We start from the raw sequence: 26,260 nt of genomic DNA on the forward strand, positions 1-26,260 counted from the left end.
CGGCGCCCGGTCGTCGGCCGCGTGCTGTCAGGTCCTCGCGTCGTTCAGCCGGGGCCGCACAGCCAGTGCCACTCGATGGAGGCGCGCCTGCGCCGGCCGGCGAGCCACTCGCCGAAGGCGGTCTCCCCCGCCGCGGTCAGCGTCTCCGGGTCGTCCCGCCCCACCCGGCGCTCCAGCACGATCCCGGTCAGATAGCCGTCGCCGTACGCCACCGGGCCGACCGGCGTGCCGGTCGGGACGTGCCGCAGGGGCGCGGGCAGGTCCCTGGCCCACCGCTCGCCGACGGTCACCACGGCCTCCCGGTAGTTCGACAGGCCGCTGGGCAGACCGCCCGTGCCGCGCAGCAGATCCCCGTTCATCGGCTGCGAGCCGGTCACCCACAGCGCGCGCACCCGGTCGAAGTCACCGCGGTGGGCGGCGAGGTGGCCCGGCGCGAGCTCGGCCTCCTTGCGCCGCCGGAAGCGCCGCCGCCGTGCGATCCCGGCGATGAACGCCTCGAACTGCTCGCCGGACAGCGACATCTCCGCCAGCCAGGCCAGCGTGGAGGCGCGGTCACGCAGGCCGTGGCCCGCACGGAACTCCTCGGTGGCGGCCCGGATGTCGGCGTCGCCGAGGGGCTCGCCGTCCTCCAGCGTCTCGTTCATCAGCAGGCACTGCTCGACGATCTCGTCATGGACGTCGCGATCGCCGTACGGCCGGCCGGGCAGCAGCATGAGCGCCTCGGCGACGGGCAGGCGCACGCGGTCGACCGTGACCAGATATCCGGCAACACAACATCCGGCGGCGCAGTGGGCCGAGTGCCCGGCCGGCCAGGGCACGCCGCCTTCCAGCGAGGTGAAAAGAGCCGAGGTGGAGAGGGCGACGGTGCCGCCCTCCGGATGGTCGACGAGCAGGTCGTAGCCGACCAGCGGGCTGCCCGGACGCAGGCCGACGACAAGCCGGGCCCGCACCTCCGGGTGGATGGCCGCCCACGCCGTGACCAGGGTCCTGGCCTCGGGAACGGCCGCACGGCGGCGGCCCAGGCCGCGCAGCAGTGCGACGGCTTCGGCGAGGACCGCGGCGAACGCCGTCGCCGGCACGGCGGTCATGCCGCCGGCCACGCGGCGATCGCGTCACCGGCCGGCGGCCCGGCGCTCTCCTCCACCGGCGCCCGCGCGCCGTCCGGATCCGCGACGACGCGCTCGCCCTCCGCGACCGCGGTCGCCCGTGACCCGGCGGCGGACTCACCACCGTCCCACCAGGCCACGGGGACGATCTCCGGGAGGACACGGCGCACGGCGCTGTCCTGCCGGTCACTCAGTATGAGGATCACACGCGAACGGTAGGAATCCGAGCTTGCGCCTCACTGGTTCGGATCTTGCATCCGACTTGAGTGGTCTCCGCTCAGCTCCACGCGAGCATGCGGAGGGGGTCCTCCAGCATGGCGCCGACGTCGCGCAGGACGTACGAACCGAGCTCGCCGTCGACAACGCGGTGGTCGAACGACAGCGCCAGCGTGGTGACCTTGCGGACCGCGAGCTGCCCGTCGACCACCCAGGGCATGTCCCTGATCTGACCGATGGCGAGGATCGCCACCTCTCCCGGGTTGAGGATCGGCGTGCCGGCGTCGACGCCGAAGACGCCGACATTCGTGATCGTGATCGTGCCGCCGCTCAGCTCGGCCGGCTGGCACTTGCCGGCCCGCGCCCGCTCGGTGAGCTCGCCCAGCGCCCAGGCGAGTTCGGGCAGCGACATCGCGTCGGCGTCCTTGACGTTCGGCACGATCAGCCCGCGATCGGTGGCGGCGGCGATGCCGAGGTTCACGTAGTGCTTGACCACGATCTCCTCGCCCGTCCACGTGGCGTTGACCATCGGGTGCCGCTTCACCGCGGTGATCAGGGCCTTCGCCACGAGGAGCAGCGGCGAGACCTTGACCTCGGCGAACTCGGGCAGCGTACGCAGCCGCCGGACCGCCTCCATCGTCTCGGTCACGTCGACCTGCAGCCACTCGGTCACATGCGGGGCCGAGAACGCGCTGGCCACCATCGCCTGCGCGGTCGCCTTCCTGACCCCCCGGACCGGGATGCGCTCCTCCCGCGCCCCAGCCTCCCGCCGTACGGCGGACGCGACGGGGGCGGGGGCCGCCGCGGCGGCCTCCACGTCCGCCCGGGTGATCGACCCCTGGGGGCCGGTGCCCGTGAGGGTCGTCAGGTCGACGCCCAGGTCCTTGGCGAGCTTGCGGACCGGCGGCTTGGCCAGGACGCGCGCCCGCGCGGGCGTCGCGGAGCCGTTGCCCTGCGGTGCACCAACGCCCCCTGCCACCGGAATCGCCGGAGCGGCAGGAACGGCCGGAGCGGCGACGACGGGGGCGACCGGCGGAGCGGACACGGCCGCCCGCGGAACGGATACGGCGGACGGCGGCACGGACACGGCGGACGGAGCGGGCGCGGCCGGCTTCCGGGGGCGGCGGCGGGTGGCGCTCGTCTTGACGCCATACCCGACCAGCACCGGCTGGCGCTCCTCCTTCGCCGGTGCGGCGTTCCGCACGTCCGGCACCATGTCGTCCGCCAGTGCCTGACGGCCCGCGGCGGCGCCGTCACCACCCACGCCGTCCTCGACCGAGATGATCGGGCTGCCGACGTCCACGGTCTGGCCCTCGCCGGCCAGCAGGGCGGAAACGGTGCCCTCGTACGGACACGGCAGCTCGACGACGGCCTTCGCCGTCTCGATCTCGACGATCGTCTGGTTGATCTTCACCGAGTCGCCCGGGGCGACGTGCCACTTGACGATTTCGGCCTCGGTCAGCCCCTCGCCCACGTCGGGGAGCCTGAACTCACGGAGCATGAGAAGTCCCTCCCCCCTCAGTAGGCGAACGTGCGGTCGACGGCGTCGAGCACGCGGTCCAGGTCGGGCAGGTAGTGGTCCTCCAGCCGTGACGGCGGATAGGGCGTGGAGAACCCGCCGACCCGCAGCACCGGCGCCTCCAGGCTGTAGAAGCAGCGCTCGGTGATGCGCGCCGCCAGCTCGGCCCCGTAGCCGGTGAAGACGGGGGCCTCGTGGGCGACGACGCATCGTCCGGTGCGCGTGACGGACTCGGTCAGGACGTCCACGTCGAGGGGGTTGAGCGAGCGCAGGTCGATGACCTCGATGTCCCGCCCGTCCTCCTCCGCCGCGGCGGCGGCCTCCAGGCAGGTCTTCACCATCGGCCCGTACGCGATCAGCGTGACGTCGCTGCCCTGCCGTACGGTGCGGGCGCGGTCGAGCGGCAGGCCGGGGGCGGCGAGGTCGACGTCGGCCTTGTCCCAATAACGGCGCTTGGGCTCGAAGAAGATGATCGGGTCGTCGCAGCGGACGGCGTCCTGGATCATCGTGTACGCGTCCACCGGGTTGGAGCACGCGACCACCCGCAGGCCCGCGGTGTGGGTGAAGTACGCCTCGGGCGACTCCGAGTGGTGCTCGACGGCACCGATGCCGCCGCCGCAGGGGATGCGTACGACGACCGGCAGCTTGAGCGTGCCGAGCGACCGCAGCGGCATCTTGGCGAGCTGCGTGATGATCTGGTCGGCGGCCGGGAACACGAACCCGTCGAACTGGATCTCGCAGACCGGCCGGTAGCCGCGCAGGGCCAGGCCGATCGCCGTCCCGATGATGCCCGACTCGGCGAGCGGCGTGTCGATCACGCGGTCCTCGCCGAAGTCCTTCTGCAGGCCGTCGGTGACGCGGAAGACGCCGCCGAGCTTGCCGACGTCCTCTCCCATCACGAGCACCTTGGGGTCGTCCTCCATCGAGCGGCGGAGGCCCTCGTTCAACGCCTTGGCGAGAGTCAGAGTGGTCATCGTTCGAACCCCGCCAGGTAGGTCAGATACTGCTCGCGTTCCTCGTCGAGGAGTGAGTGGGCACCGGCGTACACGTGATCAAAGATAGCCCTGGGGGGTGGATCGGGCAGCGCGAGGCACCGGCTTCGCACGTCTTTGCCGAGCGCGTCGGCCTCGGCGTCGATCTTCTCGAAGAACTCCTGGTCGGCGAGCTGGTTCTTGAAGAGGTACGCCTTGACCCGCTCGATGGGGTCCTTCAGCTTCCACGCCTCCAGCTCGTCTGCGAGGCGATAGCGGGTGGGGTCGTCGGAGGTGGTGTGCGCGCCCATCCGGTAGGTGAACGCCTCGATCATCGTCGGGCCCTGCCCCTCGCGAGCGTTCTGGAGCGCCCGGCGGGTCACGGCGAGGCAGGCGAACACGTCGTTGCCGTCGACCCGGATGCCGGGGAAGCCGAAGCCGGACGCCCTCTTGTAGAGCGGGATCTTCGTCTGCTTCTCCAGCGGCTCGGAGATGGCCCACTGGTTGTTCTGGCAGAAGAACACGATGGGGGCGTTGAACACCGAGGCCCAGATGAACGACTCGTTCACGTCGCCCTGGGAGGTCGCGCCGTCGCCGAAGTAGACGATCGTGGCCGCCTCGGCGCCGTCGCGCTGGATGCCCATGGCATAGCCGACCGCGTGCAGGGCCTGGGAGCCGATGACGATCGTGTAGAGGTGGAAGTTGTGCTCCACCGGGTCCCACCCGCCGTTGCTCACGCCGCGGAAGAGGCCGAGCAGCTTGACCGGGTCGACGTCGCGGCACCAGGCCACACCGTGCTCCCGGTAGGTGGGGAAGGCCATGTCGGCGTCGGTGAGCGCCCGGCCCGAGCCGATCTGGGCCGCCTCCTGACCGAGCAGGGAGGCCCAGATGCCGAGCTCGCCCTGCCGCTGGAGCGCGACGGCCTCCAGGTCGATGCGGCGGACGAGGACCAGATCACGATAGAGGGAGCGGACCTCCTCCGCGGTCAGCTCGATGTCGTAGTCGGGATGCTCGACCCGCTCCCCTTCGGGGGTGAGCAGTTGGACGAGCTCCGGAGGTGCGTCTGCACCACGAGGGGCGTCGGCTGTCACGTGCCACTCCTGTGCGTGTCGGGCCCCCGCGGGTGGGGTCACCCCCGCAGGACGGCCGGGTCGTCGGGCGTACGGCCGCTGGGGTGGGCGACCGGGCGCATATGTGGACATCGTGGCAGAACTCACACCCCTGAGCGCAAGTCCCCGCCCGCCCGTCCACACTCCTCCGATTCCCGGATGGTGAGACGCCACACCCCGGGATCTCTTCCTAGGAGCGGTGAACCACGCGTCCTCCCAGCATGGTCAGCCACGCGTTCACGCCCGCGAGGTCGTCCACGCCCACGCGGTCGAGATCGTGATCCAAGACGACGACGTCGGCCAGCTTCCCCGGCGTCAGGGAACCGATGCGGTCTTCCATCCGCAGCGCGTACGCCGCGTCGGCGGTGTGGGCGCGCAACGCCTCGTCCAGCGTGACGGCCTGGTCGGCGCCGATGGGGTCGCCCTCCCGGGTGCGCCGCCGTACGGCGTTGGCCACGGTCTCCATCGGCCGCAGCGAGGAGACGAACGAGTCGCTCGACAGCACCGGGCGGAGCCCGCCGTCGATCTCCTCGCGCATCGGCTGGAGCCGGTGGGCGCGGCGCTCCCCCAGCCGCCGTACGAAGTCCCTCCCGCTGTCGTACAGGAAGTTCGGCTGGTTGACCGGGATGACGCCGAGCGCGGCGAATTCCCGCACCTGGCCGGGCGTCGGGTGGCCGCAGTGCTCGATGCGCGGCCGTGCGTCGTCTCCCGACACGGCCACCGCGGCCTTGATCGCGTCGAGCGTGTAGGCCATCGCGAGATCGCCCTGGGTGTGCACGCCGACTTGCCAGCCCGCGGCGGCTGCCCGGCGGACGAGGTCGGTGAGCCGCTCGGGCCGGTGATAGGTGAAGCCGGTAAACTGGCCGCTCTCGCCGTACGGCTCGCTGAACAGGGCGGTGCCGCCGAGCAGCGTGCCGTCGCAGTAGAACTTCATCGCGCCCAGGCGCAGCATGTCGTCGCCGAAGGGACCGGCCAGGCCGAGGGTGGTCAGGTCGTCCAGCATGTGCGACAGCGGCATGCAGACCGTACGCACCGGCAGGGTGCCGGCGGCGTGCGCGGCTCGGTAGATCGTCAGCTCCCGGCGGGACACCTGGGGGTCGCACACCGTCGTGAGCCCCGCCGACAGGTACGCCTCGCCGGCGGCGGCGAGCCAGGACAGCAGCTGCTCCGCCGGGAGATCGGTGTGGAAGTTGGGGCCGTGGCAGCCGATGTCCACCGCGGTCGGCAGCAGCAGCTGCATCGCGGAGTCCAGCACCATCCCGGTGAGCCGGCCGCCCTCGTCGCGCAGGAAGGCGCCGCCGGCCGGGTCGGGCACATCCGCGGTGATCCCTCGCCATGCCAGCGCGGCGGAGTTGACCACGGCGTGGTGGCCGGAGACGTGGTAGACGATCACCGGGTGCTCGGTCGTCGCCTCGTCCAGGTCCCACCGCGACGGCCGGCCACCGGGAAACTTGGCGTCGTCCATGCCGAACGCCCTGATCCACTGGCCCTGTGGTGTACGTCGCGCCTGCTCGGCGATCACCGCCATCAGGTCGGCGGCGCTCGCCACGGCCGGGTAACGCGCGTCGACGGACGTCAGGGACTCGGCCGTGGACAGCAAGTGATTGTGCGGATCGATGAACCCCGGCAGCACGGTGCGGCCCCCGGCGTCGATCACCTCCGCACCGGGTCCCGCCGCCCTCGTCACCTCGGCGTGCCGGCCGACGGCGAGGACGCGGCCGTCGCGCACGGCGAGTGCCTCGCATCGGGGCATACCGGGGTCCATAGTGCGGACCTTGGCGTTGGTGATGACGATCGCGGACAAGAACTCCTCCAACCAATGGATCACTGAGAGACGGCGGGCGTGCCGGAGACGGCCGGGGTGTCGCGGTGGCGCGGTGCGGCGGCCAGGCAGACCACGCTGAGCAGGCACATCCCGATCAGCAGCCCGATGGCGGGCGCGGGCCCGCCGCCGCCGGCCTTCACCAGGGCGGTCGCCGCCAGTGGCGAGAGCCCGCCGAAGATCGCCCCGGCCACCTGGTAGGCCAGCGACATGCCCGTGTAGCGCACGTCCGGGGAGAACATCTCCGCGAGCAGCGTGGCCATCGGCCCGTATGTCGCGGACATGGCCAGCCGCATGAGGCCCAGCATCAGGAAGATGAGGACAGTGTCGCGGGTCCCCATGACGGTGAACTGCGGGACCGCGAGCAGGGCCACGGCGACCAGCCCGGCGATGACGACCCGCCGCCCGCCGACCCGGTCTCCGAGCCACGAGATGGCGAGCGTGGCGACGAGTTCGACGAACGCGGCGAAGCTGAGCCCGTTGAGCACCACCTGCTCCTCGACTCCGACGTCCGCGCCGGTCGCGTAGGCGAGCAGGAAGGTCGTCGCGATGTAGTAGCCGCCGATGGCCACGGGGAGCGCCCCGATGCCGAGCAGCACTGGCCGCCACGACGACCTCAGCACGGCCCTGATCGGCAGCTCCGCGGCGTCCGCGGGGGCGCTCGCGCGCCGCTGCTTGACCTGTTCGAAGACCGGCGACTCCTCGACCCGCAGCCGGATGAACATGCCGACGAGCACCAGGATCGCCGAGACGAGGAACGGCACCCGCCAGGCCCAGCCGCGCAGGGCCGCGTCGCCGAACGAGGTCATCACGCTGAACGCCCCGGTCGCGAGCAGGGCGCCAGCGGAGTTGCCGAGCTGGGCGAACGAGCCGTAGAAGGTCTTCTTCCCCTCCGGGGCGTGCTCGACCGCCATCAGCGCGGCCCCGCCCCACTCACCCCCGACCGCGAGGCCCTGGACGAACCGCAGCAGCACCAGCAGCGCGGGCGCCACCGCTCCGGCAGAGGCGTAGGTGGGCAGCAGCCCGACGGCGAAGGTGGCCACGCCCATCATCAGCAGCGTGACGACCAGGGCCGACTTGCGGCCCAGCCGGTCGCCGAAGTGACCGAACACCACGCCGCCCAAGGGACGCGCGAAGAACCCGACGGCGTACGTCGCGAATGCCGCCATGACGCCGACCAGCGGATCGGTGGACGCCGGGAAGAAGACGTTCCCGAAGACGAGGGCCGCGGCCGTCGCGTAGACGTAGAAGTCGTACCACTCGATTGTGGTTCCGATGAAGGCCGCGTACGCGGCCCGGCGGGGGGTTCGTCGGTCCATGAGGTCCTCCGTGGGTTGGGGGTTGGACAGACCGTACGATCAGGCCAAACAGGAGCAATGTGGGCGATCTGCACTATCGTCGGGGCTTTCTCGGGCGAAGTGCACAGGAGACGTCATGCCGCTCACCGTCGCCGACGTGCTGACCATGCCAATGCTGGAGATCCGCCTGATCGCGGGCCACAGCGGACAGGGCAACCACGTCAGGTGGGCCCATGCGACCGAGCTGGCCGATCCCGTGCCCTGGCTGCGCGGCGGCGAGCTGGTCATGACGGTCGGGCTCGGGCTGCCCGCGTCCGCGCGGGCACGCGGCGAGTACGTCGAGCGGCTGAGCCGGGCGGGCTGCGCCGCCCTTGCCTTCGCGCTGGACGAGCACCTGGCCGAGATTCCCCCCGAGATCGTCGAGGCGGCGGACCGGCTCGGGCTGCCCCTGCTGGAGATCACCGGCAAGACGCCGTTCATCGCGGTGGCGGAGGCCGTGGCCCGCTGGCACGCGGACGAGCGGGTCCGCGGCGAGCGGCGGGCTGCGGCGGCGCAGGAGGCGATGGCCCGGGCCGCGCTGCGGCACGGCTCGCTCGGCATCCTCCGCGCGCTCGCCGAGCACACCTGCTGCGAGACGCTCCTGCTCGATCCCCGGGGGCGGCCCCGCGTGTCCCATCCCGAGGGAGCCCGGCCGTGGCATGCGGAGGCGGCGGAGGCGGTCGGTCAGCTCACCGGCCCCCGCGGCTCGATGGTGATCGACCGGGGCGACCGGGTCCTCCAGGTGCAGAGCCTCGGCTTCACCGGGCCGCCCCGCGGCTGGCTCGCCCTCCACGGCGCGTCAACCGAGTGGCACACCAGGATCCTGGCCAACCAGGCGGCGAGCCTGCTGGCGATCGAGCTGGTGGGGCTGCACCGGGCTCGTGCCCGGGCGCACGCCCAGCGCGCCGCCGTGCTGAGCGCCGTCCTCGACGGCATGGCCGGCGCCACCGGGGATCGTGCCGCGAGCGGCCGGGGGGCACCGCCGTTCACGGCCGGCCGGCTCGCCGAGATCTGCCCCATGCCACCCCCGCCGTACGAGGTCATCGTGGCCGTGGCCAGGGGCGAGGCGCCGCCGCTGGCCGATCCCGCGCTGGACGCGCTGAGCGACGTCATGGGAGACCCGGCCGCCGAGGAGACGGTGTTCGTCTGCCCGCGCGCCGGGGGGCTGCTCCTGGTGGTGCCGCAGACCGCGCCCCGGCTCGGCCCCGCCCTGGTCGAACGGCTGAGCGCGCTCACCGGCCTGGACATCTGCGCGGGCGCGTGCGGCGCACGGGACATCGGCGAGATCGCCTCCGCCGTACGGCACGCGACGGCTCTCGCCGGCGGCCCGGGATACACGCACGTCGACGACCTCGAGCCGTGGGCGCTGCTGCGCGACGCCCTGGATCCCGAAGGAGCGGCCCGCTTCGCCGACGTGGTGCTCAAGCCGCTGCGGGAGCACGACCGGCGGCACGGCGGCGCTCTGGCCTCCTCCGTCAGGACCTTCCTCGACTGTGGCGCCAGCGTCGAGGTCGCGGCACGACGCCTCGGCGTGCACCGCAACACCATGCGGGCCCGCCTGCGGACGGCCGAGCGCGTCTGCGGGCGCGACCTCGGCAAGGCGCGCGACCGCCTGGAGTTGTGGCTCGCCCTGTCTCTGGACGAATTCGTCCCGCCGGGCCGCAGGAGCTGAGCCGGCCCCTTCGTCCCGCCGGAGCGCCGAGCCTGCCGCGGGAGCACGACCGGCGGCGAGGCGGGGCGTCCCGGCCCGTCGGGGGCGAGCCTGCGGGGCGGCACTAGGCTTGACCCCAAACGGACCCCCGAACGGGCGGATTTCCCCGAATCGGCGGGCCTCACTCGAATTGGAGGAACATCGTGGCGCGCGTCATCGTCGACGTCATGCTCAAGCCGGAGATCCTCGACCCGCAGGGCCAGGCGATCGCGCGGGCGCTGCCGCGACTCGGCTTCTCCGGCGTCTCCGGGGTGCGGCAGGGCAAGCGGTTCGAGCTGGAGCTGGACGGCCCGGCCGACGAGGCCGCGCTTTCGGATGTCCGGAAGATGGCCGAAACCCTGCTCGCCAACACGGTGATCGAGGACTTCACTATCCGCGTCGAAGGGTGAAGTGACACATTTCACATCACTATTCCGGCGGCGTGTCCACCCCTAATCAGGCATCGGTCCGTCTCGAAGCCACCTATCCGGTGCGCACTGAATAACGGGGACGTGATTTTGCGGTTAGCCCTGATTCATCGGGGAAGCCTACCTTGGTGACCTTCGACACCGGGGAGGGGTCCGGTGGACATTGAGTTCTCACTGGCGATGCCACGGGACGCGATCGGCATCCCGATGGTTCGCCGGGTAGTGGGAGACGCGCTGCGGTCTCTCGGAGTGACCGAGGAGTGCGTGTCCGACATACTCCTGGCCACGTCCGAGGCGTGCGCCAACGCGGTGCGGCACGGTGGTCCCGCCAACCGCTACGAGGTCATGGCCACCATCGGGAACGGCCGCTGCGAGTTGCGCGTCGCCGACGAAGGCGAGGGGCTGCACATGATCCCCCGCCAATATCCGCCGGCGGAGACCGAGAACGGCCGGGGCATCCTGATCATGCGTGCCGTCGTGGACGATCTCTCGTTCGACATCACGCCCGGGCGCGGCACGATCGTGCGCCTGTGCAAGGAACTCGACTGGGACGAGGACGCCATCGCCCACCACCTCACTCTCGACTGCCACTTCGCCGGGGTCTGAGGACCCCGGCTCCGCCCACACCGGGCCCCGGGGGACCCGGCGTGACGGGTGATCGGAAGTAGGCCTCCGCGAGCGGAGCCGATTTGGCGGCTCCGATACCCTGAGATGTACCGCCACAGACCGCCGTCCGGCCCGATGACGGTGGCGTCCGCCCTGGCGGGAACCCTTGGAGGGAAAACTGTCATGAGCGCTGCCCGGGTGGGCGTCGTCACCTTCCCCGGAACACTCGACGACCAGGACGCCGCGCGAGCCGTACGGCTGGCCGGAGCGGAGGCGGTGCCCCTGTGGCACGCCGACCACGACCTCAAGGGAGTCGACGCCGTCTTCCTGCCCGGAGGGTTCTCCTACGGCGACTATCTTCGCTGCGGGGCGATCTCCCGGTTCTCCCCTCTCATGACCGAGCTGATCCCGGCCGCCCAGGCCGGGCTGCCCGTGCTCGGCACCTGCAACGGCTTCCAGATCCTCTGCGAGGCGCACCTGCTGCCGGGCGCGCTGACCCGCAACGAGGGTCTCCACTACATCTGCCGCGACCAGCGCATCCGCGTGGAGAACACGCGTACGGCGTGGACGGCGGACTTCGCGGAAGGCCAGGAGATCGTCCTGCCGATCAAGCACGGCGAGGGCCGTTATGTGGCCGACGCGGAGACGCTGGCGACGCTGGAGGGCGAGGGCCGGGTGGTCTTCCGCTACGCGGGCGGCAACCCGAACGGCTCGCTCAACGACATCGCCGGGATCACCAACGAGGCGGGGAACATCGTCGGCCTCATGCCCCACCCCGAGCACGCGGTCGAGGAGCTGACGGGCGCGCCGAGCGTCGACGGCCGCGGCTTCTTCACCTCCATCCTGAAGAGACTGGTGAACGCGTGATGGGGAGCGAACGAGGAGCGGTGAGCGACCGATGAACACCGACAGTGTGAGCCGTGCGCTGGAGACGCCGGACGAGCGCCAGCCGTACGCCGAGCTGGGCATGAAGGACGACGAGTACCAGCGCGTACGCGACATCCTCGGCCGCCGTCCGACCAGCTCCGAGCTGGCGATCTACTCGGTCATGTGGAGCGAGCACTGCTCCTACAAGTCGTCCAAGGTGCACCTGCGGCAGTTCGGCACCAAGGCGCCCGAGTCGGAGGCCCTGCTCGTCGGCATGGGCGAGAACGCCGGCGTGGTCGACATCGGCGACGGCTGGGCCGCCACCTTCAAGATCGAGTCGCACAACCACCCCTCGTACGTCGAGCCGCACCAGGGCGCCGCGACCGGCGTCGGCGGCATCGTGCGCGACATCATGTCGATGGGCGCCCGGCCGATCGCGGTCATGGACTCGCTGCGCTTCGGCGGGGCCGACCAGCCCGACACGCGCCGCGTGCTGCCGGGCGTGGTGGAGGGCATCAGCCACTACGGCAACTGCCTCGGCCTGCCCAACATCGGCGGCGAGGTCGTCTTCGACCCCTGCTACATCGGCAACCCGCTGGTCAACGCCCTGTGCGTCGGCCTGCTGCGCAAGGACCAGATCAAGCTGGCCACCGCGCCGGGACCCGGCAACAAGGTCGTGCTGTTCGGCGCCAGGACCGGCGCGGACGGCATCGGCGGCGCGTCGGTGCTGGCGTCGGCCACCTTCGAGGACGAGTCGCAGGCCAAGCGGCCCGCCGTACAGGTCGGCGACCCGTTCATGGAGAAGCTGCTGATCGAGTGCTGCCTTGAGCTCTACCAGGCGGACGTGGTCGTCGGCATCCAGGACCTCGGCGCGGCCGGGGTGTCCTGCGCCACGACCGAGCTGGCCGCCAAGGGCACCGGCGGCATGGAGGTGAACCTCAACCTCGTCCCGCTGCGCGATCCCACGCTGCGGCCGGAGGAGATCCTCATGAGCGAGTCGCAGGAGCGCATGATGGCGGTCGTCACGCCCGACGACATCCCGGCCTTCATGGCGATCTGCGACAAGTGGGACGTGCCGGCGACCGTGATCGGCGAGGTCACCGACACCGGCAGGCTCGTCATGACGTGGGACGGCGAGGTCATCGTCGACATCCCGCCGGGCACGGCCGCCGACGAGGGACCGGTCTACGAGCGCCCGTTCCACGAGCCGGACGGGCAGGCGGCGCTCAACGCCGACGGCCCCGAGCGCCTGCCGAGGCCCGAGGACCTGCGGGAGGCTCTGCTCACGCTGCTCGGCTCGCCCAACGTCGGGTCCAAGGAGTGGGTGACCTCCCAGTACGACCGCTATGTCCGGGGCAACACGGTCCTCGCCCAGCCCGCCGACGCCGGGATGTTGCGCATCTCCGAGGTCATGCCGGGCGCGCAGGAGACCACGCGAGGCATCGCGCTCGCGACCGATGGCAACGGCCGCTACGCCAAGCTCGATCCGTACACGGGGGCCCAGCTCGCGCTGGCGGAGGCGTACCGCAACGTGGCGGTGACCGGTGCGACGCCGCTCGCCGTCACCAACTGCCTCAACTTCGGCTCGCCGGAGGACCCCGAGGTCATGTGGCAGTTCTCCGAGGCCGTACGCGGGCTCGCGGACGCCTGCCGGACCCTGGGCGTGCCGGTGACCGGCGGCAACGTGTCGTTCTACAACCAGACGGGCTCCACCGCGATCAACCCCACGCCGGTGGTCGGCGTGCTCGGTGTGATCGACGACGTGGCCCAGCGGGTCAGGCAGGGCTTCACCGCTCCGGGTCTGCGGGTGCTCCTGCTGGGCGAGACCCGCGAGGAGTTCGGCGGCTCTGAGTGGGCGCACGTCGTCCACGGGCACCTGGGCGGGCTGCCGCCGCAGGCGGACCTGGAGGCCGAGCGCGGCCTGGCCGCGGTGCTGACCGAGGCGGCGGCCCGCGGGCTGCTGGAGGGCTCGCACGACCTGTCCGACGGCGGCCTCGCCGTCGCCCTGGCGGAGTCGTGCCTGGCCCAGGGCGTCGGCTGCACGGTGACCCTGCCGGGCGAGGACGCCTTCGTCGAGCTGTTCAGCGAGTCGGCCGCGCGGGCGCTGGTGTGCGTGCGGCCCGAGGCGTTCGACGCCTTCGCCGACCTGTGCGCCCGCTACGAGGTTCCCTGCTCCGGGCTCGGCCTCACCGGCGGTTCCGCGCTCACGGTCGAGGGCGTCCTCGACGTCCCGGTCGAGGAGCTTCGCGAGGTGCACGCGTCCGCGCTCCCGCGCGTCTTCGGCTGACTCCGATCGAAGGAAAGGGCCCTTCCGGACGGATCATCCGTCGTCCGGAAGGGCCTTCGCCTGTCACGGTCGCCGCCGACGCGTGCCGAGCGGCGCGGGCGAGCGGGCGGGCGGACGAGCGGGCGGACGGACGGACGGACGGACGGAGTACGGCAGGATCTCCAGTTCGCCGTCGGCCTTCGCCGGCGGCGAGCTCTGCACGAGTCAAGATCAGAGCTAGCCTTACCAGGTGAAACTTGACGAGGCGGTACGTCTGTGGGATCCGGAGCCTGGATGGCTGAACACCGCGAGCTACGGCATACCGCCCGAGCCGGCGTTCGAGGCGCTACAGGGCGCGCTGGCCGAGTGGCGTCGCGGGGCCAACGGCTGGGACAAGTGGGACCGGTCCACCAATCGCGCGCGCGCCGCGTTCGCTCGGCTGGTCGGCGTAGCGGCCGACGACGTGGCCGTGGGCGCCTCGGCGTCGCAGGTGCTGGCCCCGGTCGCGGCCTCGCTGCCGCCGGGTTCGCGTGTCGTCGTCCCCGACATCGAGCAGACGTCGAACCTGTTCCCCTGGCTCGCGCACGATCTCGACGTACGTACGGTGCCGCCCGCGGACCTGCCCGGAGCGATCGACGAACGCACGGACGCGGTCGCCTTCAGCCTGGTCCAGTCCGCGACGGGTGAGGTCGCGGCCGCGGACGAGGTCGTCGCGGCGGCGCGGGCGCACGGCGCACTCGTCGTCGCCGACGCCACCCAGGCGGTCGGCTGGATCCCGGTGGAGGCGGCACCCTTCGACGTCCTCGCCGTCTCGGCGTACAAGTGGCTGATGTGCCCGCGCGGCACCGCCTTCTGCTACGTGAGCCCGGCCGTGCGCGACCGCATCCGGCCGATCGCCGCCAACTGGTACGCCGGCGAAGGCGACGCGTCGTACGGCCCGCCCCTGCGTCTGGCGAAGGACGCCCGGCGATTCGACATCGCCGCCCCCTGGTTCTCCTACGTCGCGGCCGCCCCCACGCTGGAGCTGCTCCTGGAGATCGGCATCGGTCCGATCAACGACCACGACGTACGGCTGGCCAACCGGTTCCGGGAAGGCCTCGGCATGCCGCCAGGCGACAGCGCGATCGTCAGCGTCAGCCGCCCGGGCGCGGCCCAGCGGCTCGCGGCGGCCGGCATCCGCGCATCCGTCCGCAACGGCGCGGCACGCCTCGCCTTCCACCTCTACACGACGGAAGCCGACGTGGACGCCGCCGTCGCGGCGCTGATCCGAGCCTGACGCGCGGCGGCGCCGAGCCCTCCGGCGCACCCCGGCCCGGTGGTCACGGCGCCGGCACAGGGCGCCGCCGACACGGCGGGAGGGGTGGCCGGGAGGGCGGGCGCGGTCATCCTAGAGACCGTTGACGTGGCAGGTGGCGGTCATCGTCTTGGACGGGTCGCTCTCGGAGGTGGCCGTGAGCTTCACCGTGCCGTGACGGCTGCCGCCCGCGGACTGCTGGGCGAAGACGGTGACGGTCTGCTTGCCGCCGAAGTCGACGGCCGCGAGGGCGTTGGGCGTGATCGTGGTCCAGCCGTTCCCTTCGACCTCGGCCTTCAGCCGGTAGACGTCGCTGTTCAGGTACGCGCTGACGTCCTCGGGGTGCTGCCCCTGAGCGGAGGCGGCCTTGCCGGTGTTGAACAGCGGGAAGCTGCACATCGACACGCCCTTCTCGGCGCCGGGGACGCCGGCGCCCGGCAGCAGCTTCACGCCCCGCTTCTGCGGGCCCGAGCCGTCGAGGGACCTGATCGCCACCGTGTACGACAGGATTCCCTTGGCGTCGCGCTGCATGTCCGTGATGTAGAAGTGCAGGCGGTTGGCCTCGTCCTCGTACTCGTACTGGCTGCCCGAGTCGGTGCCGGCGTGGAAGAGGGCGTCGGCGAGCTGGCGGTAGTCGCCGATCGTGATCGGGACCTCGGTGCCGTCGGGCAGCACGTAGTCGGTCATGTCGATGTCCTGCGGGTTGGCGTCGATCACCCACTCGAACGGCGCCCGGTCCTGGTTCTTGGTCTTGGCCAGGAGCACGCCGGAGTCGGGGGTGAAGGAGTCGCTGCCCATCCGGTCGACGACCTCGACGGTGTAGTTGTCGTAACCGCCGCCGTCGCAGAGCGGGTTGGCCTGCTGGGTGCACGACCCACTGGACTTGTCGCCGGTGTCGAAGGAGATGTTGACGCCCGTCAGGCCCTTCTTGCCCGGCTGGACCTCGCGCGCGGTCACCGTGGCGACGACCATGCCGGAGTCGCGCAGCGCCTCACGCGACAGGCGCAGGACGTTCTGCTCGTCCACCATGTTCAGCTTGATCTTGTTGCGCAGCATGTGCTGTGCGCCCATCGACGCGCCCGCCGTCGGCGGGATCAGCCAGCGGCTGTGCGGGCCGCCGGGGCCGTTGAAGCTGCCGCGGCTGAGCATCTCCCAGATGCCGGTGTAGGACCGGACCGGCGGGTTGCCGTACGGGTTGTTGTAGTTGTCCAGGACGCCCAGGATGTGGCTGAACTCGTGGGCGAAGACGCCCTGGCCGGAGCTTTCGGCCTGGACGGAGTCGACGCCGATGTTCGCGTTGGGCCAGAACGTCGAGCCGGCGGCCCAGGACGTCCAGTCCACGTAGCGGGTCCTGGACCAGTTGGGCAGGTTCGGGTCCGGCGGGCCGAAGTCGTCGGTGACGTCCTCCTTGGTGGGGAACTTCATCATGCCGAACTCCTGCCAGGTCGACGACTCGTCCTGGCCGGCGCTCAGATAGAAGACGAAGTCGTACTGGGAGGCGACGTCCTGGCCGACGTCGGCGACCCAGGCGGCCTTGCCGTCCGTGCGCAGGTTCCTGTTGCAGTTGTCCCCAGCCGGGCACGCGTCGCGCTGGTATTCCATCGCGTACTCGTACGACTTGCCCGGCATGGTGTAGGGGCCGAACGCGGTGAGGTCGACGCCGTACCGGCCGCCCGAGTCCTCCATCCAGTACTCGTGCAGGGTGTGGCCCCTGTTGAGCTCGTTGGGGGTGTTGAGGAAGTCCTGGTAGAACTTGGCGACCTGGTCACGGGGGATGTCGTGGGCCTGGGAGCTGGGGTTGCCGAACACGGTCGAGTTCTGCGGCTGGGTCACCACGAACGGCTGGTTGGGGTAGTCCAGCAGCACGAGCGCACCCTTGAAGGTGCGCGACGAGCCCTTGACGGCGGGGTTCGCCCAGTCGGTGCCCGGGATCTTCTTGTAGTCCGCCCACGTCATGTGGTCGGGGTTCTTCCAGTTCTGCGGGTCGATCGGCGCGACCACGCGCGACGCGCGGCCACGCAGGGCCTGCACCTCGTCCGGCTGGTCGCGCTGCCAGGGCTGGATCTGGGGCCAGTGGTCACGGCGCCAGGGGTGATCGGGGTCTCCGCCGGGGGCCGCGGAGGCGGGAGCCGCCGTCAGCGCGAGCGGGACGAGCGCGATGGCCGCCACTATGCCCGGGAACAGCGTTTTTGAGAGTTTCACGAATTATGACGCTATAGAGACTATTGACGTAGATCATCGGTCACTTGTAGGGAAGACCATCAGGGCCTTCTCCTACAAATGTCGAAGCGCCCAGGTGGAGGCCGAGTGGTGGATCTGCAGCGAATCGTGGACGACCTCGCGCTTCGCCTGGAAAGACCCCTGCTGCTTGAGGACGGCCGCCAGCGCGTCGTCGCGTACAGCGAGCAGGACGGGCCGATGGACGACGTCCGCCGCCATTCGATCCTCCGCCGCCACACCACCCCCGACGTGCGCGCCTTCCTCCGCGCCGCGGGCATTCACGAGGCGACCAGGCCGCTGCGCACGCCCGGCGCCCCGGAGCTGGGGCTGCTGCCCCGGGTCTGCGTCCCCGTACGGCACGACGGCCTGCCGCTCGGCTTCCTCTGGGTTATCGACGCGGCCCCGGCCATGACCGAGCCGGAGATCGCGATCGCGGCGGAGGCCGCGCCCACCCTCGCCCTCACCCTGTTCCACGAGAGCCTGGTCACCGAGCTCGCCTCGCGCCGCGAGCTGGAGGCCGTCACCGGCCTGCTGCTCCGCGAGCCCGACGCCGACAGGCCCCTGATCGAGGCGGGCGCGTTCCCTCACAACGCGCCCGTGACCGTGGCGGTCGCCCGGCCCGCATGCGGCGGGACCGACGAGACCCTGCGGCTGACTCTGGAGCGCGGGCTGCTGGCCCTGCGGCGGCGCCTGGCCAGGCACCATCCCCTGCACCTGGTGCGCTTCGACCACGCCGTACTGCTCACCGCGGGCACCACCGCCTTTCCCGAGGAGATGCACGCGGCCCTCGGCACGCCGGTCCTGGTCGGGGTCGGCTCGCCACGCCCCTCGCTCTCCCTCGCGGCCGGCTCGTACGAGGAGGCGCTGCACGCCGTCGAGGTCGTCGCGAACGTGCCGGAGTTCGGCCGCTCCGCGGAGTGGGACCGCCTCGGCGTCTACCGCATGCTGTCCGGAGTGCCGCGCGGCAATCTCCATCCGGGGCTGGCCCGGATGCTGGGCGAGGCCCAGCACCGGCCGCTGCTGGAGACCCTGGAGATCTACCTCGACCTCGCCGGCAACGCCCAGGCGGTCTCCCGCCGGCTCCGCCTGCACCGTACGTCGCTCTACTACCGCCTCCGACGGGTCGAGGAACTCGCGGAGACCGACCTCCGGGACGGCGAGGAGCGGCTGAGCCTGCATCTCAGCCTCAAGCTCGCCCGCCTCTCCGGCCGCTACCGCCCGTCCCCCCTCCCCCTCGAAACCGAAATCACCAGCCAGTGATATAAGGACGTATTTATATTGCCTGCATGACCTGGGAAATTACCCTGCACGCCGAAGTGCATGCTTGGTTTCTCGATCCGGGAGATCGATCCTGAGTGGGACTCGCCAGAACGGGTCGCCGCCCGGGAAACCAGCCGCGAGCAACTACAGGCAGAGCTGCGTGGGGCTCAGCTGGCGGATATGCGCAAGCGCCTGGGGCTGTCACAGAAGCTTGTGGCAGAACGGAGGGGCGTGAGCCAGGCACGAGTCTCCCAGATCGAGCACGGTCAGATCGGTGGACTTGACACGCTTCGTTCCTATGTAGTGGCTCTGGGTGGAAGGCTCGACGTGGTGGCCGACTTCGGAGATCACTCGGTGAAGGTCGCCTGAGACTCCCGCCTCGGTTGGCGGGCCCTCTGGTCTCGTCACTGGGGTGGTTTGCGGGCGATGAGGTAGGCCTGGGGGGTTCGCTCGAACTCGCGGCGTGCGCTCTCCAACTGTGCGACCACCGGCAGTCCCGCCTCGGCCAGCATGGTCGCCGCGCGGTCCGGCGACAGGCGGTGGAAGTCGAGCGCGACCTGGTGACCGTACACCTCCGCCGCATGGAAGGGCTCGTCGCCCACCTGGAAGGCGAGCAGCAGATGCCCGCCCGGGGCCAGCACCCGGTGAAACTCGGCCAGCGCCGCGGGCTGCCGCTCCGGTGGGGTGTGGATGATCGAATACCACGCGACGACGCCGCCGAGAGCCTCGTCGGCGATGTCGAGTGCCGCCAGCGTCCCTTCCCGGAAACGCAGGCCCGGATGGTCGCGCCGGGCCACCGCGATCATTTCTGGCGACAGGTCGATACCGAAGACGTCCTCCAGGCCGAGCGCGTGCAGGTGCGCCGTGATCCGGCCGGGCCCGCAGCCGACGTCGGCCACCGGCCCGGGAACGCCCGACGCCCGCACGATATCGGCGTACGCGGCGAGCATCGCGCGCTCGAACGGTTCGTCGTCCAGCCGGTGGCGAAGGCGATCGGCGTAGTCGGCGGCGACGGTGTCGTAGGCCGCTCGGGCGGCCCGCAGATAGGAGGGCTCGGTCATGACCGAGCACCCTAGGGTGCCTATCGAGTTGTGATCAATCGGCGGTCCGGGTGAGGTCTACGCGCCATGGCCGAGGGGCTGCTTGAGCTTGGGAACCGCTGGGCTACCTTCTGCTCGGCCGCGAGGGAGCGCTACCGCATCGACCCGATGGCGTCTACCTCACCCGGCCCGGCAGCCTCACGTCCGTCCCTGCGTCCCCGGTCCCCCTGGGGAGCGGTCAGAAGACGAGGACGGGGCGCCCCCGTACGCCGCCGGCCTCCATGAGTGTGTGCGCCTGGGCAGCCTCTTCAGGGGCGAAGGTGGCCGCGACACGGAGCGTCAGGACGCCCGACTCGGCCTGGTCGCGCAGTTGGTCAAGGGCGCCGGTGTCACCCAAGTCCTTGCTGACGTCCACGGTGCGCCAGCGCACCCCACGGTCGACCGCCGCGTCGGTGGCAGGGCGCAGCGTGGCGACCACCCCACCCTCCCGGACCGCGGCGCCCGCGGCCGCCGTGAACTGCGCCGTGTCGATCAGCCCGTCCACGCCGTCCGGACGCAGCCGCAGGACGGCGTCGGTGAATCCGTCCCCTCGTGGCACCAGGTGGTCGGCTCCCAGAGCGGCTACGAGGTCACGATCCCGTTCGCTCGCGTCCGCGATCACGGTCAGTCCTGCGGCCTTGGCCAGCTGTACCGCGAACCCTCCGACCGCACCGGCCGCGCCGATCACCGCGACGGTCGCGCCCGGGGGAACCTCCAACAACTCCAGAGCCTGCCGCGCGGTCACCCCGTTCATCAGCAGCGTCGACGCCGCTGTCGGCGCCACGCCTCGCGGCGCCCGCACCACCGACTCCGCCGGGGCGACCACGTACTCCGCCTGTGCCCCGCGCGTCAGCTGCGGAAGCACGAGAGCGAGCGCGTCGGTCCCCACGGTCAGCTCGGGGCGCACGTCGTCGCCGACCTCGTCGATCACGCCCGCGGCGTCCCACCCGACGACGTACGCGTCGGACTCCGGGAACGCGCCGGGGTTGAGCTCCTTCACGTAGCCGGACCGGTAGACGCCGTCGGACGGATTGACGTCCGCCGCGGCCACCTTGATCCGTACTTGGCCGCGACCGGCGTGCGGCTCTGGCAACTCCAGGATCCGCATCACCTCCGGACCTCCGAACTCCGTGAATCCGACTGCGCGCACAGCTGTACCTCCGTGATCGACCCACGCATTAACCCGAGACAAACTTGTTCCGGGTTGGCTCACCCTAGCAGCCGCTAAACTCTCGTCACAGCGCAGTCCTCCTGGCAGGAGGCCTCGGGAAGGATGCCGCGATGGTGAAGACCGACTCCTCGTGGCGGCGACCGCCCGGCGCATCGGGCCCAGCCCGGGACCCTGAGCTCGACGCCCGGATCATGCGATCCGCGATCGAACTTCTCGCCGAAGGCGGGTTCCCCGCGCTGAGCATGGACAAGGCGGCAGCACGGGCCGGCGTGGGAAAGGCGACCGTGTACCGCCGCTGGAGATCACGCGTCGAGCTCGCTGCGGACGCGTTGGATCACGCCGCGCTGGCCGCCGGGCACAGAGCGGTCAGGATCGGCCCGGGCCAGCTCCGTCAGGAACTCATCGAAACCCTGATGCAGGTCGAGCAGTGCACCAGCGCGCCGCACAACGAACTGGTCGCCACACTGCTCGCCACGGCCCGGCACCAGCCGGAGATCTTCACGCTTGTCCGTGAGCGTTACGTCGACTCGATGCATCGGTTGGTGGGAGAGGTACTCGCCCACGCAGTCGAGCGCGGCGATCTTCCCCCTCCTTCGCCGTCCGAGGAGTCAGACGGGAAGTGCGCGATCGAGGTATCGGCCGCAGTCGCGCTGCTCATCCACTGGCAGATCGTCCGTGACGGCGAGGCACTCACCGAGGACCACATCGTCTCGGTCGTCGACAGGATTCTGCTCCCGCTCGTGTCCCGTTCGGGCCAGGATCGCAGGTGACTGTCGGCGCACAGACGCCCGCGATACGTTTTCTCGCTTCAGACGATCTACCGGACCATGCCTCCGCGGAGGACGTGTTCCGCAATTGATCATGACTCGATACGCGCCCCGGCGCCGAAGACCGACGAAGGCCCTTCCGGTAACCCCTCCGGAAGGGCCTTCGCAGTGCCGTACGCCAACGCCTCGTCGCGTACGGCAAGCAGGGGTGGCGCGCCCGGTGCAGCCCCCACGGACTCCACCGGCGCGCTTCGGCGCACTTACGAGATCTTCGTGCAGATGGCGTAGACGAGGCCGTTGCTGCCGTTCCCACCGCCGTTGCCGGTCAGCTCGACGGTCCAGCCGTTGCCGCTCATGTAGCTGCCCGTGACGGTCCTGCTGGAGCCGACCTTGAAGCCGCCTCCGGTGACCCTCTCGTCGTTCGCGCAGGAGGCGGTCCCGCTGTTTCCGGAGATGTTCTGGCTCGACATCCGGGTGCTCAGGGTGGGCGCGTCGCCGCCGCTGCCGCCCTGGCCCTTGAGCCACTTGAGGAAGTCGGCCTCGTCCTTGGAGGTGCAGGAGCGGCCCTTCCAGATGTCGCAGGCGCTCTTGCCGTCCTCACCGGCGTCGCCCTTGAGGCCCCGGTCGCCCTTCTCGCCGGGCAGGCCGCGCGGACCGGTGTCACCCTTGGCGCCCGCCGGGCCCGCGGGACCGCGCTCCCCCTGAGGACCGGTCAGACCGCGGTCACCCTTGTCCCCCTTCGGCCCCTGCACGCCGGCAGGACCACGCTCTCCCTGCGGGCCGGCGGGGCCGCGCTCGCCGTCCTTGCCGTCCTTGCCGTCCTTGCCGGGGGCGCCGTCCTTGCCCGGGGCGCCGGGGTCGCCCTTGAGGCCCTGCGGACCGGCAGGACCACGCTCGCCCTGCGGACCACGCAGGCCCTGCGGGCCGCGGAATCCACGCGGACCCTGCGCACCGGTGTCGCCCTTCGGACCCGTGCCGCCGATCCCCACCGGACCCTGCGGGCCGGTCCTGTTCCACGACACCTTCGTCTCCGTCGGCTTGCACGTCGTCGTGGCATTCACCAGCCGCATATACCGCGTGCTCTTGTTCACACACGCGTACAACGGCGCGTCACTCGCCGACGAAGCGGTGGCCGCGCCACCCAGAACCAGGACCGATCCAGCCAGAGCACCAGCCGTCATCAGGCCAATGGTGCGTCCGCCCGGCAACTTGATAGCCACGAGACTTCCCTCTCTGAGGCACGCGAAGTGCCTGGAACGCAGAAGTTATACATGTGAATCACGCGTCAGGTGATATGCCGGTTGTCATCCCGAATATCACGTATGCGTATCTCCGCTGGCGGTGAGGCCGAGTGGTCAAGAGTGGTGGAGCCCCCCAGACTCCACCGCCTCGCCTCCACCGTGCGGAGCCTCGGACGGACGTTCCCGCCGGGGTCGGCGCGCCGTCCGCCCGTCGAGCTACTTGTCGCCACCCCTGCTGCCGCCGGCCTCGCTCACGCCGGCGAACGAGCTGCCACCGCCGCCACCCCCACCGACGCTCGCGCAGATCACGTACGCGGTGCCCTTGGTGCCGATCGAGCCCTTGATCTCCCAGCCGGTCGGCATGCCGTTCCCGTCGAGGACCGGGCCGTTGGTGAGGACCTCGCCGATGATGCTCGTGCCCCGGTAGCCACCGCCCGTGGCGTAGCCGCCGCCACAGCTCAGCGTCACACTCTTGCTGCTCAAGCCGAAGCTGAACTCCTTCTGCTTGACGGTGATGCCGGCGACGCCGTCCTTTCCGGGGTCGCCCTTGGGGCCCTGCGGACCGGCGGGACCACGCTCGCCATCCTTGCCGTCCTTGCCGGGGGCGCCGCCCTTGCCGGGGGCGCCGTCCTTGCCGGGAGCACCGGCCGCGCCCTTGGGACCCTGCGGGCCCTGCGGACCGGCGGGACCGCGCAGGCCCTGCGGACCACGGAAACCACGAGGCCCCTGAGCGCCGGCGTCGCCCTTCGGACCCGTGCCGCCGATCCCCACCGGACCCTGCGGGCCGGTCCTGTTCCACGACACCTTCGTCTCCGTCGGCTTGCACGTCGTCGTGGCATTCACCAGCCGCATATACCGCGTGTTCTTGTTCACACACGCGTACAACGGCGCGTCACTCGCCGACGAAGCGGTGGCCGCGCCACCCAGAACCAGGACCGATCCAGCCAGAGCACCAGCCGTCATCAGGCCAATGGTGCGTCCGCCCGGCAACTTGATAGCCACGAGACTTCCCTTTCCGAGGCTCAGGAGGGTGCGCGCAATACAGAAGTTGCGCACGTTATTCACGCGCCGGGAGATATGGAGGTTGTCAGGCCAAACATCACGTATGCGCATCTCCGCTATCCGTAAGCCCGGGCGGTCAAGAACGTTCCAAACCGGCTCGGCGCCGTGGTGATCACACCCAGGACAATCCAGACGTACGCCGCACGCCAGAATCGACGCCATGGCCGACACCCCCCTGGAACCCGGCTCTCCCGAGCATGCGAAGGCCCTCCGGTACGCCTGGAGGGTCTGCTCCGTCACCGGGCTCGGCCTCGTCCTCATCGGGCTCAGCTCCAGCACGCTGAACGTCGCGCTCCCCGCGGTCGTACGGCACTTCGACGCCGGGCCGCTGGCGTCGAGCTGGATCCTGCTCGCGCACCTGCTGATCAGCACCGCGACGCTGGTGTTCTTCGGCCGCGTCGCCGACCTGCTCGGCAGGCGGGAGGTCTACCTCGTCGGGTTCGCCCTGTTCACGGCGACGTCGCTGCTGGCCGGGATCGCGCCGGACGTCGGGGTGCTCATCGCCCTGCGGGCGCTCCAAGGGCTCGGCGCGGCCATGATCCTCGCCAACGGCACGGTGATCGTCACCGCCGCCTTCCCGCCCGATCGGCTCAGTCAGGGGATGGGCGTCTACATGGCCACGCTCTCGGTGGCCCAGCTCGCCGGGCCGACCCTCGGCGGCCTGATCGCGGACACGCTCGGCTGGCGGTGGATCTTCTGGATCAACGTCCCGGCGGGGGTGGTCGCGCTCGTCTGGGGCGCGATGGTGCTGCGGAAGGTCCCGGCCGGCCCCCGGCAGTCCGTGGACGCGCTGGGCAACCTTGTCGTGTTCGCCGCGCTGTCGGCCGTGCTGATCGCCATCGGTCAGCACGAGCCGCTGCCCGGCGTGGCCGCCGCCGCGCTCGTCCCCGCGCTGTTCGCCGTGGAGCGCCGGGCCCGCAACCCGGTGCTGAACCTCACGCTCTTCGGCGGGCGCATGCTGCTGTTCGCCAATCTGGCGTCGTTCGCCAACGCGCTCGCACGTTCGTCGCTGATCCTGCTCGCGGGGCTCTACTTCCAGGCCGCGCGCGGCTCCGACGCGCTGTCCGCCGGATTGGGCGTGCTGCCGGTGCCCGTGGGCATGACCCTCGCCTCTCCCCTCGCGGGCGCGCTGGGCCGCCGGGTGAGCCCGTACGCGCTGTCGGTGGGCGGGTGCGCGCTCACGGCCTCGGGGCTGCTCGTCCTCACGGTCTCGGCCGGCCCGGCCACGCCCTACTGGGTGATCGGGATCGGGCTCTTCGTGGGCGGATGCGGCAGCGGCGCCTTCCTGACCGGCAACACGACACAGGTCATGAGCGCGCTGCCGGAGGAGAGCCGCGGGGTGGTGAACGGCTTCCGCCTGATGATCATGAACGTCGGCGTCGTGCTCAGCGTGGCGACGACGCTGAGCGTGCTGACCGCGTCCGTCGCGCCGGCGCTGCGCGACCAGGTCTACGCGGGGACGCTCTCGGAGGTGTCCCCGGTCGCGCTGCGGCAGCTCATGACGGGGTTCCGCACCACCTATCTCGTGTTGTTCTGCGTCGCGCTGCTCGGCGTCCTCTTCGCGGCCATCGCCTCGACCCCGGACATCAGGAGGTCCACGCCGAAGGCGTAGTAGGCGTCGAGGTCGGGCTCGTCCTCCATCGCCCTGGCGTATTCGACGATCCGGGGGAACTCGTCGGCGGGGAGCCGTTCCAGGGTCAGCCGCTTCTGCCGGCGCAGCTCGGCCGCCTCCATCGCACTGGCCGCGCCGGGGCAGCCGGGCTCGTTGTCGACCAGGGCCATCGCGCCGTGCAGCAGGTAGGTGGAGACGGCGTAGCCCTCGCTCAGCGTGAAACCGGCCTGGGAGAGCAGGTCGAGCGCGGTGTCGGTCGCGCGGTTGAAGTTCGACAGATCCTGCTTCTCGACCATCGCGAACAGCCCCGGCATGTAGCGGTGCTGTCGCATCACCCCGATCAGCGCCTCGACCATCACCCGCAGCCGCGCGTTCCACGGCGCGTCGGCGTCGAACTCGGGAGTGACCTGGGCGAGCAGATGGTCGGCGAGGCAGACGAACAACTGGTCCTTGTTCTTGACGTGCCAGTAGAGCGCCATCGGCGTCACCCCGAGCTCCTGGGCGAGCCGCCGCACCGTGACCGACTCCAGGCTCTCGGCGTCGGCCAGCTCAAGGGCCTTCTCGATCAGACTCAGGCGGCTCAGCCGCTCCGCGTGCGCCATGGCCCGCAGCCTCCC

The 26,260-nt window shown here is 71.1% G+C and carries 23 protein-coding genes; 10 read left to right on the top strand and 13 right to left on the bottom strand.

Annotation, left to right across the window (positions count from 1 at the left end; genetic code table 11):
* Positions 1 to 44: 44 nt before the first annotated feature.
* From FLX08_RS25115 to FLX08_RS25145, 7 genes are all read right to left on the bottom strand, one after another.
* On the bottom strand, positions 45 to 1,088 hold the full coding sequence (locus tag FLX08_RS25115; RefSeq protein ID WP_142621977.1) for a TIGR04500 family putative peptide maturation system protein: 1,044 nt from the start codon (positions 1,086 to 1,088) through the stop codon (positions 45 to 47).
* A complete protein-coding gene (locus FLX08_RS25120) occupies positions 1,085 to 1,312 on the bottom strand; it encodes a hypothetical protein (protein ID WP_142621979.1) in 228 nt (75 codons plus the stop codon). The genes FLX08_RS25115 and FLX08_RS25120 overlap by 4 nt, the downstream gene beginning before the upstream one ends.
* A 71-nt stretch (positions 1,313 to 1,383) precedes the next feature.
* Complete coding sequence (locus tag FLX08_RS25125; RefSeq protein WP_142621981.1) at positions 1,384 to 2,823, bottom strand: dihydrolipoamide acetyltransferase family protein; 1,440 nt, start codon at positions 2,821 to 2,823, stop codon at positions 1,384 to 1,386.
* A 17-nt stretch (positions 2,824 to 2,840) separates the two neighbouring features.
* Positions 2,841 to 3,815 (bottom strand): alpha-ketoacid dehydrogenase subunit beta, encoded by a 975-nt coding sequence (locus FLX08_RS25130; RefSeq protein ID WP_142621983.1) that lies wholly within the window; start codon positions 3,813 to 3,815, stop codon positions 2,841 to 2,843.
* Positions 3,812 to 4,903 carry a pyruvate dehydrogenase (acetyl-transferring) E1 component subunit alpha gene (gene pdhA / locus FLX08_RS25135; RefSeq protein ID WP_244312875.1) on the bottom strand — a complete coding sequence of 364 codons (1,092 nt, stop codon included), beginning with the start codon at positions 4,901 to 4,903 and terminating at the stop codon, positions 3,812 to 3,814. Before pdhA ends, FLX08_RS25130 begins: the two co-directional genes overlap by 4 nt.
* Before the next feature lie 208 nt (positions 4,904 to 5,111).
* On the bottom strand, positions 5,112 to 6,725 hold the full coding sequence (locus FLX08_RS25140) for an amidohydrolase (RefSeq protein WP_142621987.1): 1,614 nt from the start codon (positions 6,723 to 6,725) through the stop codon (positions 5,112 to 5,114).
* A 20-nt stretch (positions 6,726 to 6,745) separates the two neighbouring features.
* On the bottom strand, positions 6,746 to 8,062 hold the full coding sequence (locus FLX08_RS25145) for an MFS transporter (RefSeq protein WP_142621989.1): 1,317 nt from the start codon (positions 8,060 to 8,062) through the stop codon (positions 6,746 to 6,748).
* Positions 8,063 to 8,177: 115 nt separating this feature from the next.
* On the opposite strand from FLX08_RS25145, the gene FLX08_RS25150 reads away from it, so the two are divergent.
* From FLX08_RS25150 to FLX08_RS25175, 6 genes are all read left to right on the top strand, one after another.
* Positions 8,178 to 9,752 carry a PucR family transcriptional regulator gene (locus tag FLX08_RS25150; protein ID WP_142621991.1) on the top strand — a complete coding sequence of 525 codons (1,575 nt, stop codon included), beginning with the start codon at positions 8,178 to 8,180 and terminating at the stop codon, positions 9,750 to 9,752.
* A 182-nt stretch (positions 9,753 to 9,934) separates the two neighbouring features.
* Entirely contained in the window at positions 9,935 to 10,180 is a 246-nt protein-coding gene (gene purS, locus FLX08_RS25155) for a phosphoribosylformylglycinamidine synthase subunit PurS (protein ID WP_142561095.1), read from the top strand.
* A gap of 174 nt (positions 10,181 to 10,354) precedes the next feature.
* Positions 10,355 to 10,804, top strand: coding sequence for an ATP-binding protein (locus FLX08_RS25160; protein ID WP_142621993.1), 450 nt, complete (start codon positions 10,355 to 10,357; stop codon positions 10,802 to 10,804).
* A 183-nt stretch (positions 10,805 to 10,987) separates the two neighbouring features.
* On the top strand, positions 10,988 to 11,671 hold the full coding sequence (purQ, locus tag FLX08_RS25165) for a phosphoribosylformylglycinamidine synthase subunit PurQ (RefSeq protein WP_142621995.1): 684 nt from the start codon (positions 10,988 to 10,990) through the stop codon (positions 11,669 to 11,671).
* A 31-nt stretch (positions 11,672 to 11,702) separates the two neighbouring features.
* A complete protein-coding gene (gene purL / locus FLX08_RS25170) occupies positions 11,703 to 13,958 on the top strand; it encodes a phosphoribosylformylglycinamidine synthase subunit PurL (RefSeq protein WP_142621997.1) in 2,256 nt (751 codons plus the stop codon).
* 229 nt (positions 13,959 to 14,187) lie between these two features.
* Positions 14,188 to 15,213: an aminotransferase class V-fold PLP-dependent enzyme gene (locus FLX08_RS25175; protein WP_142621999.1), complete on the top strand. Its 1,026-nt coding sequence runs from the start codon at positions 14,188 to 14,190 to the stop codon at positions 15,211 to 15,213.
* 111 nt (positions 15,214 to 15,324) lie between these two features.
* Here the strand turns inward: FLX08_RS25175 and FLX08_RS25180 are convergent, their stop codons facing one another.
* Positions 15,325 to 17,433 (bottom strand): M6 family metalloprotease domain-containing protein, encoded by a 2,109-nt coding sequence (locus FLX08_RS25180; protein ID WP_244312876.1) that lies wholly within the window; start codon positions 17,431 to 17,433, stop codon positions 15,325 to 15,327.
* A gap of 108 nt (positions 17,434 to 17,541) precedes the next feature.
* Between FLX08_RS25180 and FLX08_RS25185 the strand changes: the two genes are divergently transcribed.
* Positions 17,542 to 18,711, top strand: a complete 1,170-nt coding sequence (locus FLX08_RS25185) for a PucR family transcriptional regulator (protein ID WP_142622001.1) — start codon at positions 17,542 to 17,544, stop codon at positions 18,709 to 18,711.
* A 60-nt stretch (positions 18,712 to 18,771) separates the two neighbouring features.
* Positions 18,772 to 19,080: a helix-turn-helix domain-containing protein gene (locus tag FLX08_RS25190; protein WP_142622003.1), complete on the top strand. Its 309-nt coding sequence runs from the start codon at positions 18,772 to 18,774 to the stop codon at positions 19,078 to 19,080.
* 35 nt (positions 19,081 to 19,115) lie between these two features.
* Here FLX08_RS25190 and FLX08_RS25195 read toward each other — a convergent pair whose 3' ends face one another.
* Complete coding sequence (locus FLX08_RS25195; protein ID WP_142622005.1) at positions 19,116 to 19,772, bottom strand: class I SAM-dependent methyltransferase; 657 nt, start codon at positions 19,770 to 19,772, stop codon at positions 19,116 to 19,118.
* A 217-nt stretch (positions 19,773 to 19,989) separates the two neighbouring features.
* Positions 19,990 to 20,940 carry an NADP-dependent oxidoreductase gene (locus tag FLX08_RS25200; protein ID WP_142622007.1) on the bottom strand — a complete coding sequence of 317 codons (951 nt, stop codon included), beginning with the start codon at positions 20,938 to 20,940 and terminating at the stop codon, positions 19,990 to 19,992.
* Positions 20,941 to 21,071: 131 nt separating this feature from the next.
* Here FLX08_RS25200 and FLX08_RS25205 point away from each other — a divergent pair, with 131 nt between their 5' ends.
* Positions 21,072 to 21,731, top strand: a complete 660-nt coding sequence (locus FLX08_RS25205) for a TetR/AcrR family transcriptional regulator (protein WP_142622009.1) — start codon at positions 21,072 to 21,074, stop codon at positions 21,729 to 21,731.
* A 257-nt stretch (positions 21,732 to 21,988) separates the two neighbouring features.
* Here the strand turns inward: FLX08_RS25205 and FLX08_RS25210 are convergent, their stop codons facing one another.
* Both FLX08_RS25210 and FLX08_RS43010 read right to left on the bottom strand, forming a co-directional pair.
* On the bottom strand, positions 21,989 to 22,798 hold the full coding sequence (locus FLX08_RS25210; protein WP_167530562.1) for a collagen-like domain-containing protein: 810 nt from the start codon (positions 22,796 to 22,798) through the stop codon (positions 21,989 to 21,991).
* A 387-nt stretch (positions 22,799 to 23,185) separates the two neighbouring features.
* Positions 23,186 to 23,821 (bottom strand): collagen-like domain-containing protein, encoded by a 636-nt coding sequence (locus FLX08_RS43010; protein ID WP_280117130.1) that lies wholly within the window; start codon positions 23,819 to 23,821, stop codon positions 23,186 to 23,188.
* A 370-nt stretch (positions 23,822 to 24,191) separates the two neighbouring features.
* Between FLX08_RS43010 and FLX08_RS25220 the strand changes: the two genes are divergently transcribed.
* Complete coding sequence (locus FLX08_RS25220) at positions 24,192 to 25,643, top strand: MFS transporter (RefSeq protein ID WP_142622015.1); 1,452 nt, start codon at positions 24,192 to 24,194, stop codon at positions 25,641 to 25,643.
* Here the strand turns inward: FLX08_RS25220 and FLX08_RS25225 are convergent.
* On the bottom strand, positions 25,550 to 26,245 hold the full coding sequence (locus FLX08_RS25225; RefSeq protein ID WP_142622017.1) for a TetR family transcriptional regulator: 696 nt from the start codon (positions 26,243 to 26,245) through the stop codon (positions 25,550 to 25,552). The genes FLX08_RS25220 and FLX08_RS25225 overlap by 94 nt on opposite strands.
* Between the last annotated feature and the right edge of the window lie 15 nt (positions 26,246 to 26,260).

Origin of the sequence: Microbispora hainanensis (genome assembly GCF_006874475.1) — a bacterium.
GTDB lineage: Bacteria > Actinomycetota > Actinomycetes > Streptosporangiales > Streptosporangiaceae > Microbispora > Microbispora hainanensis.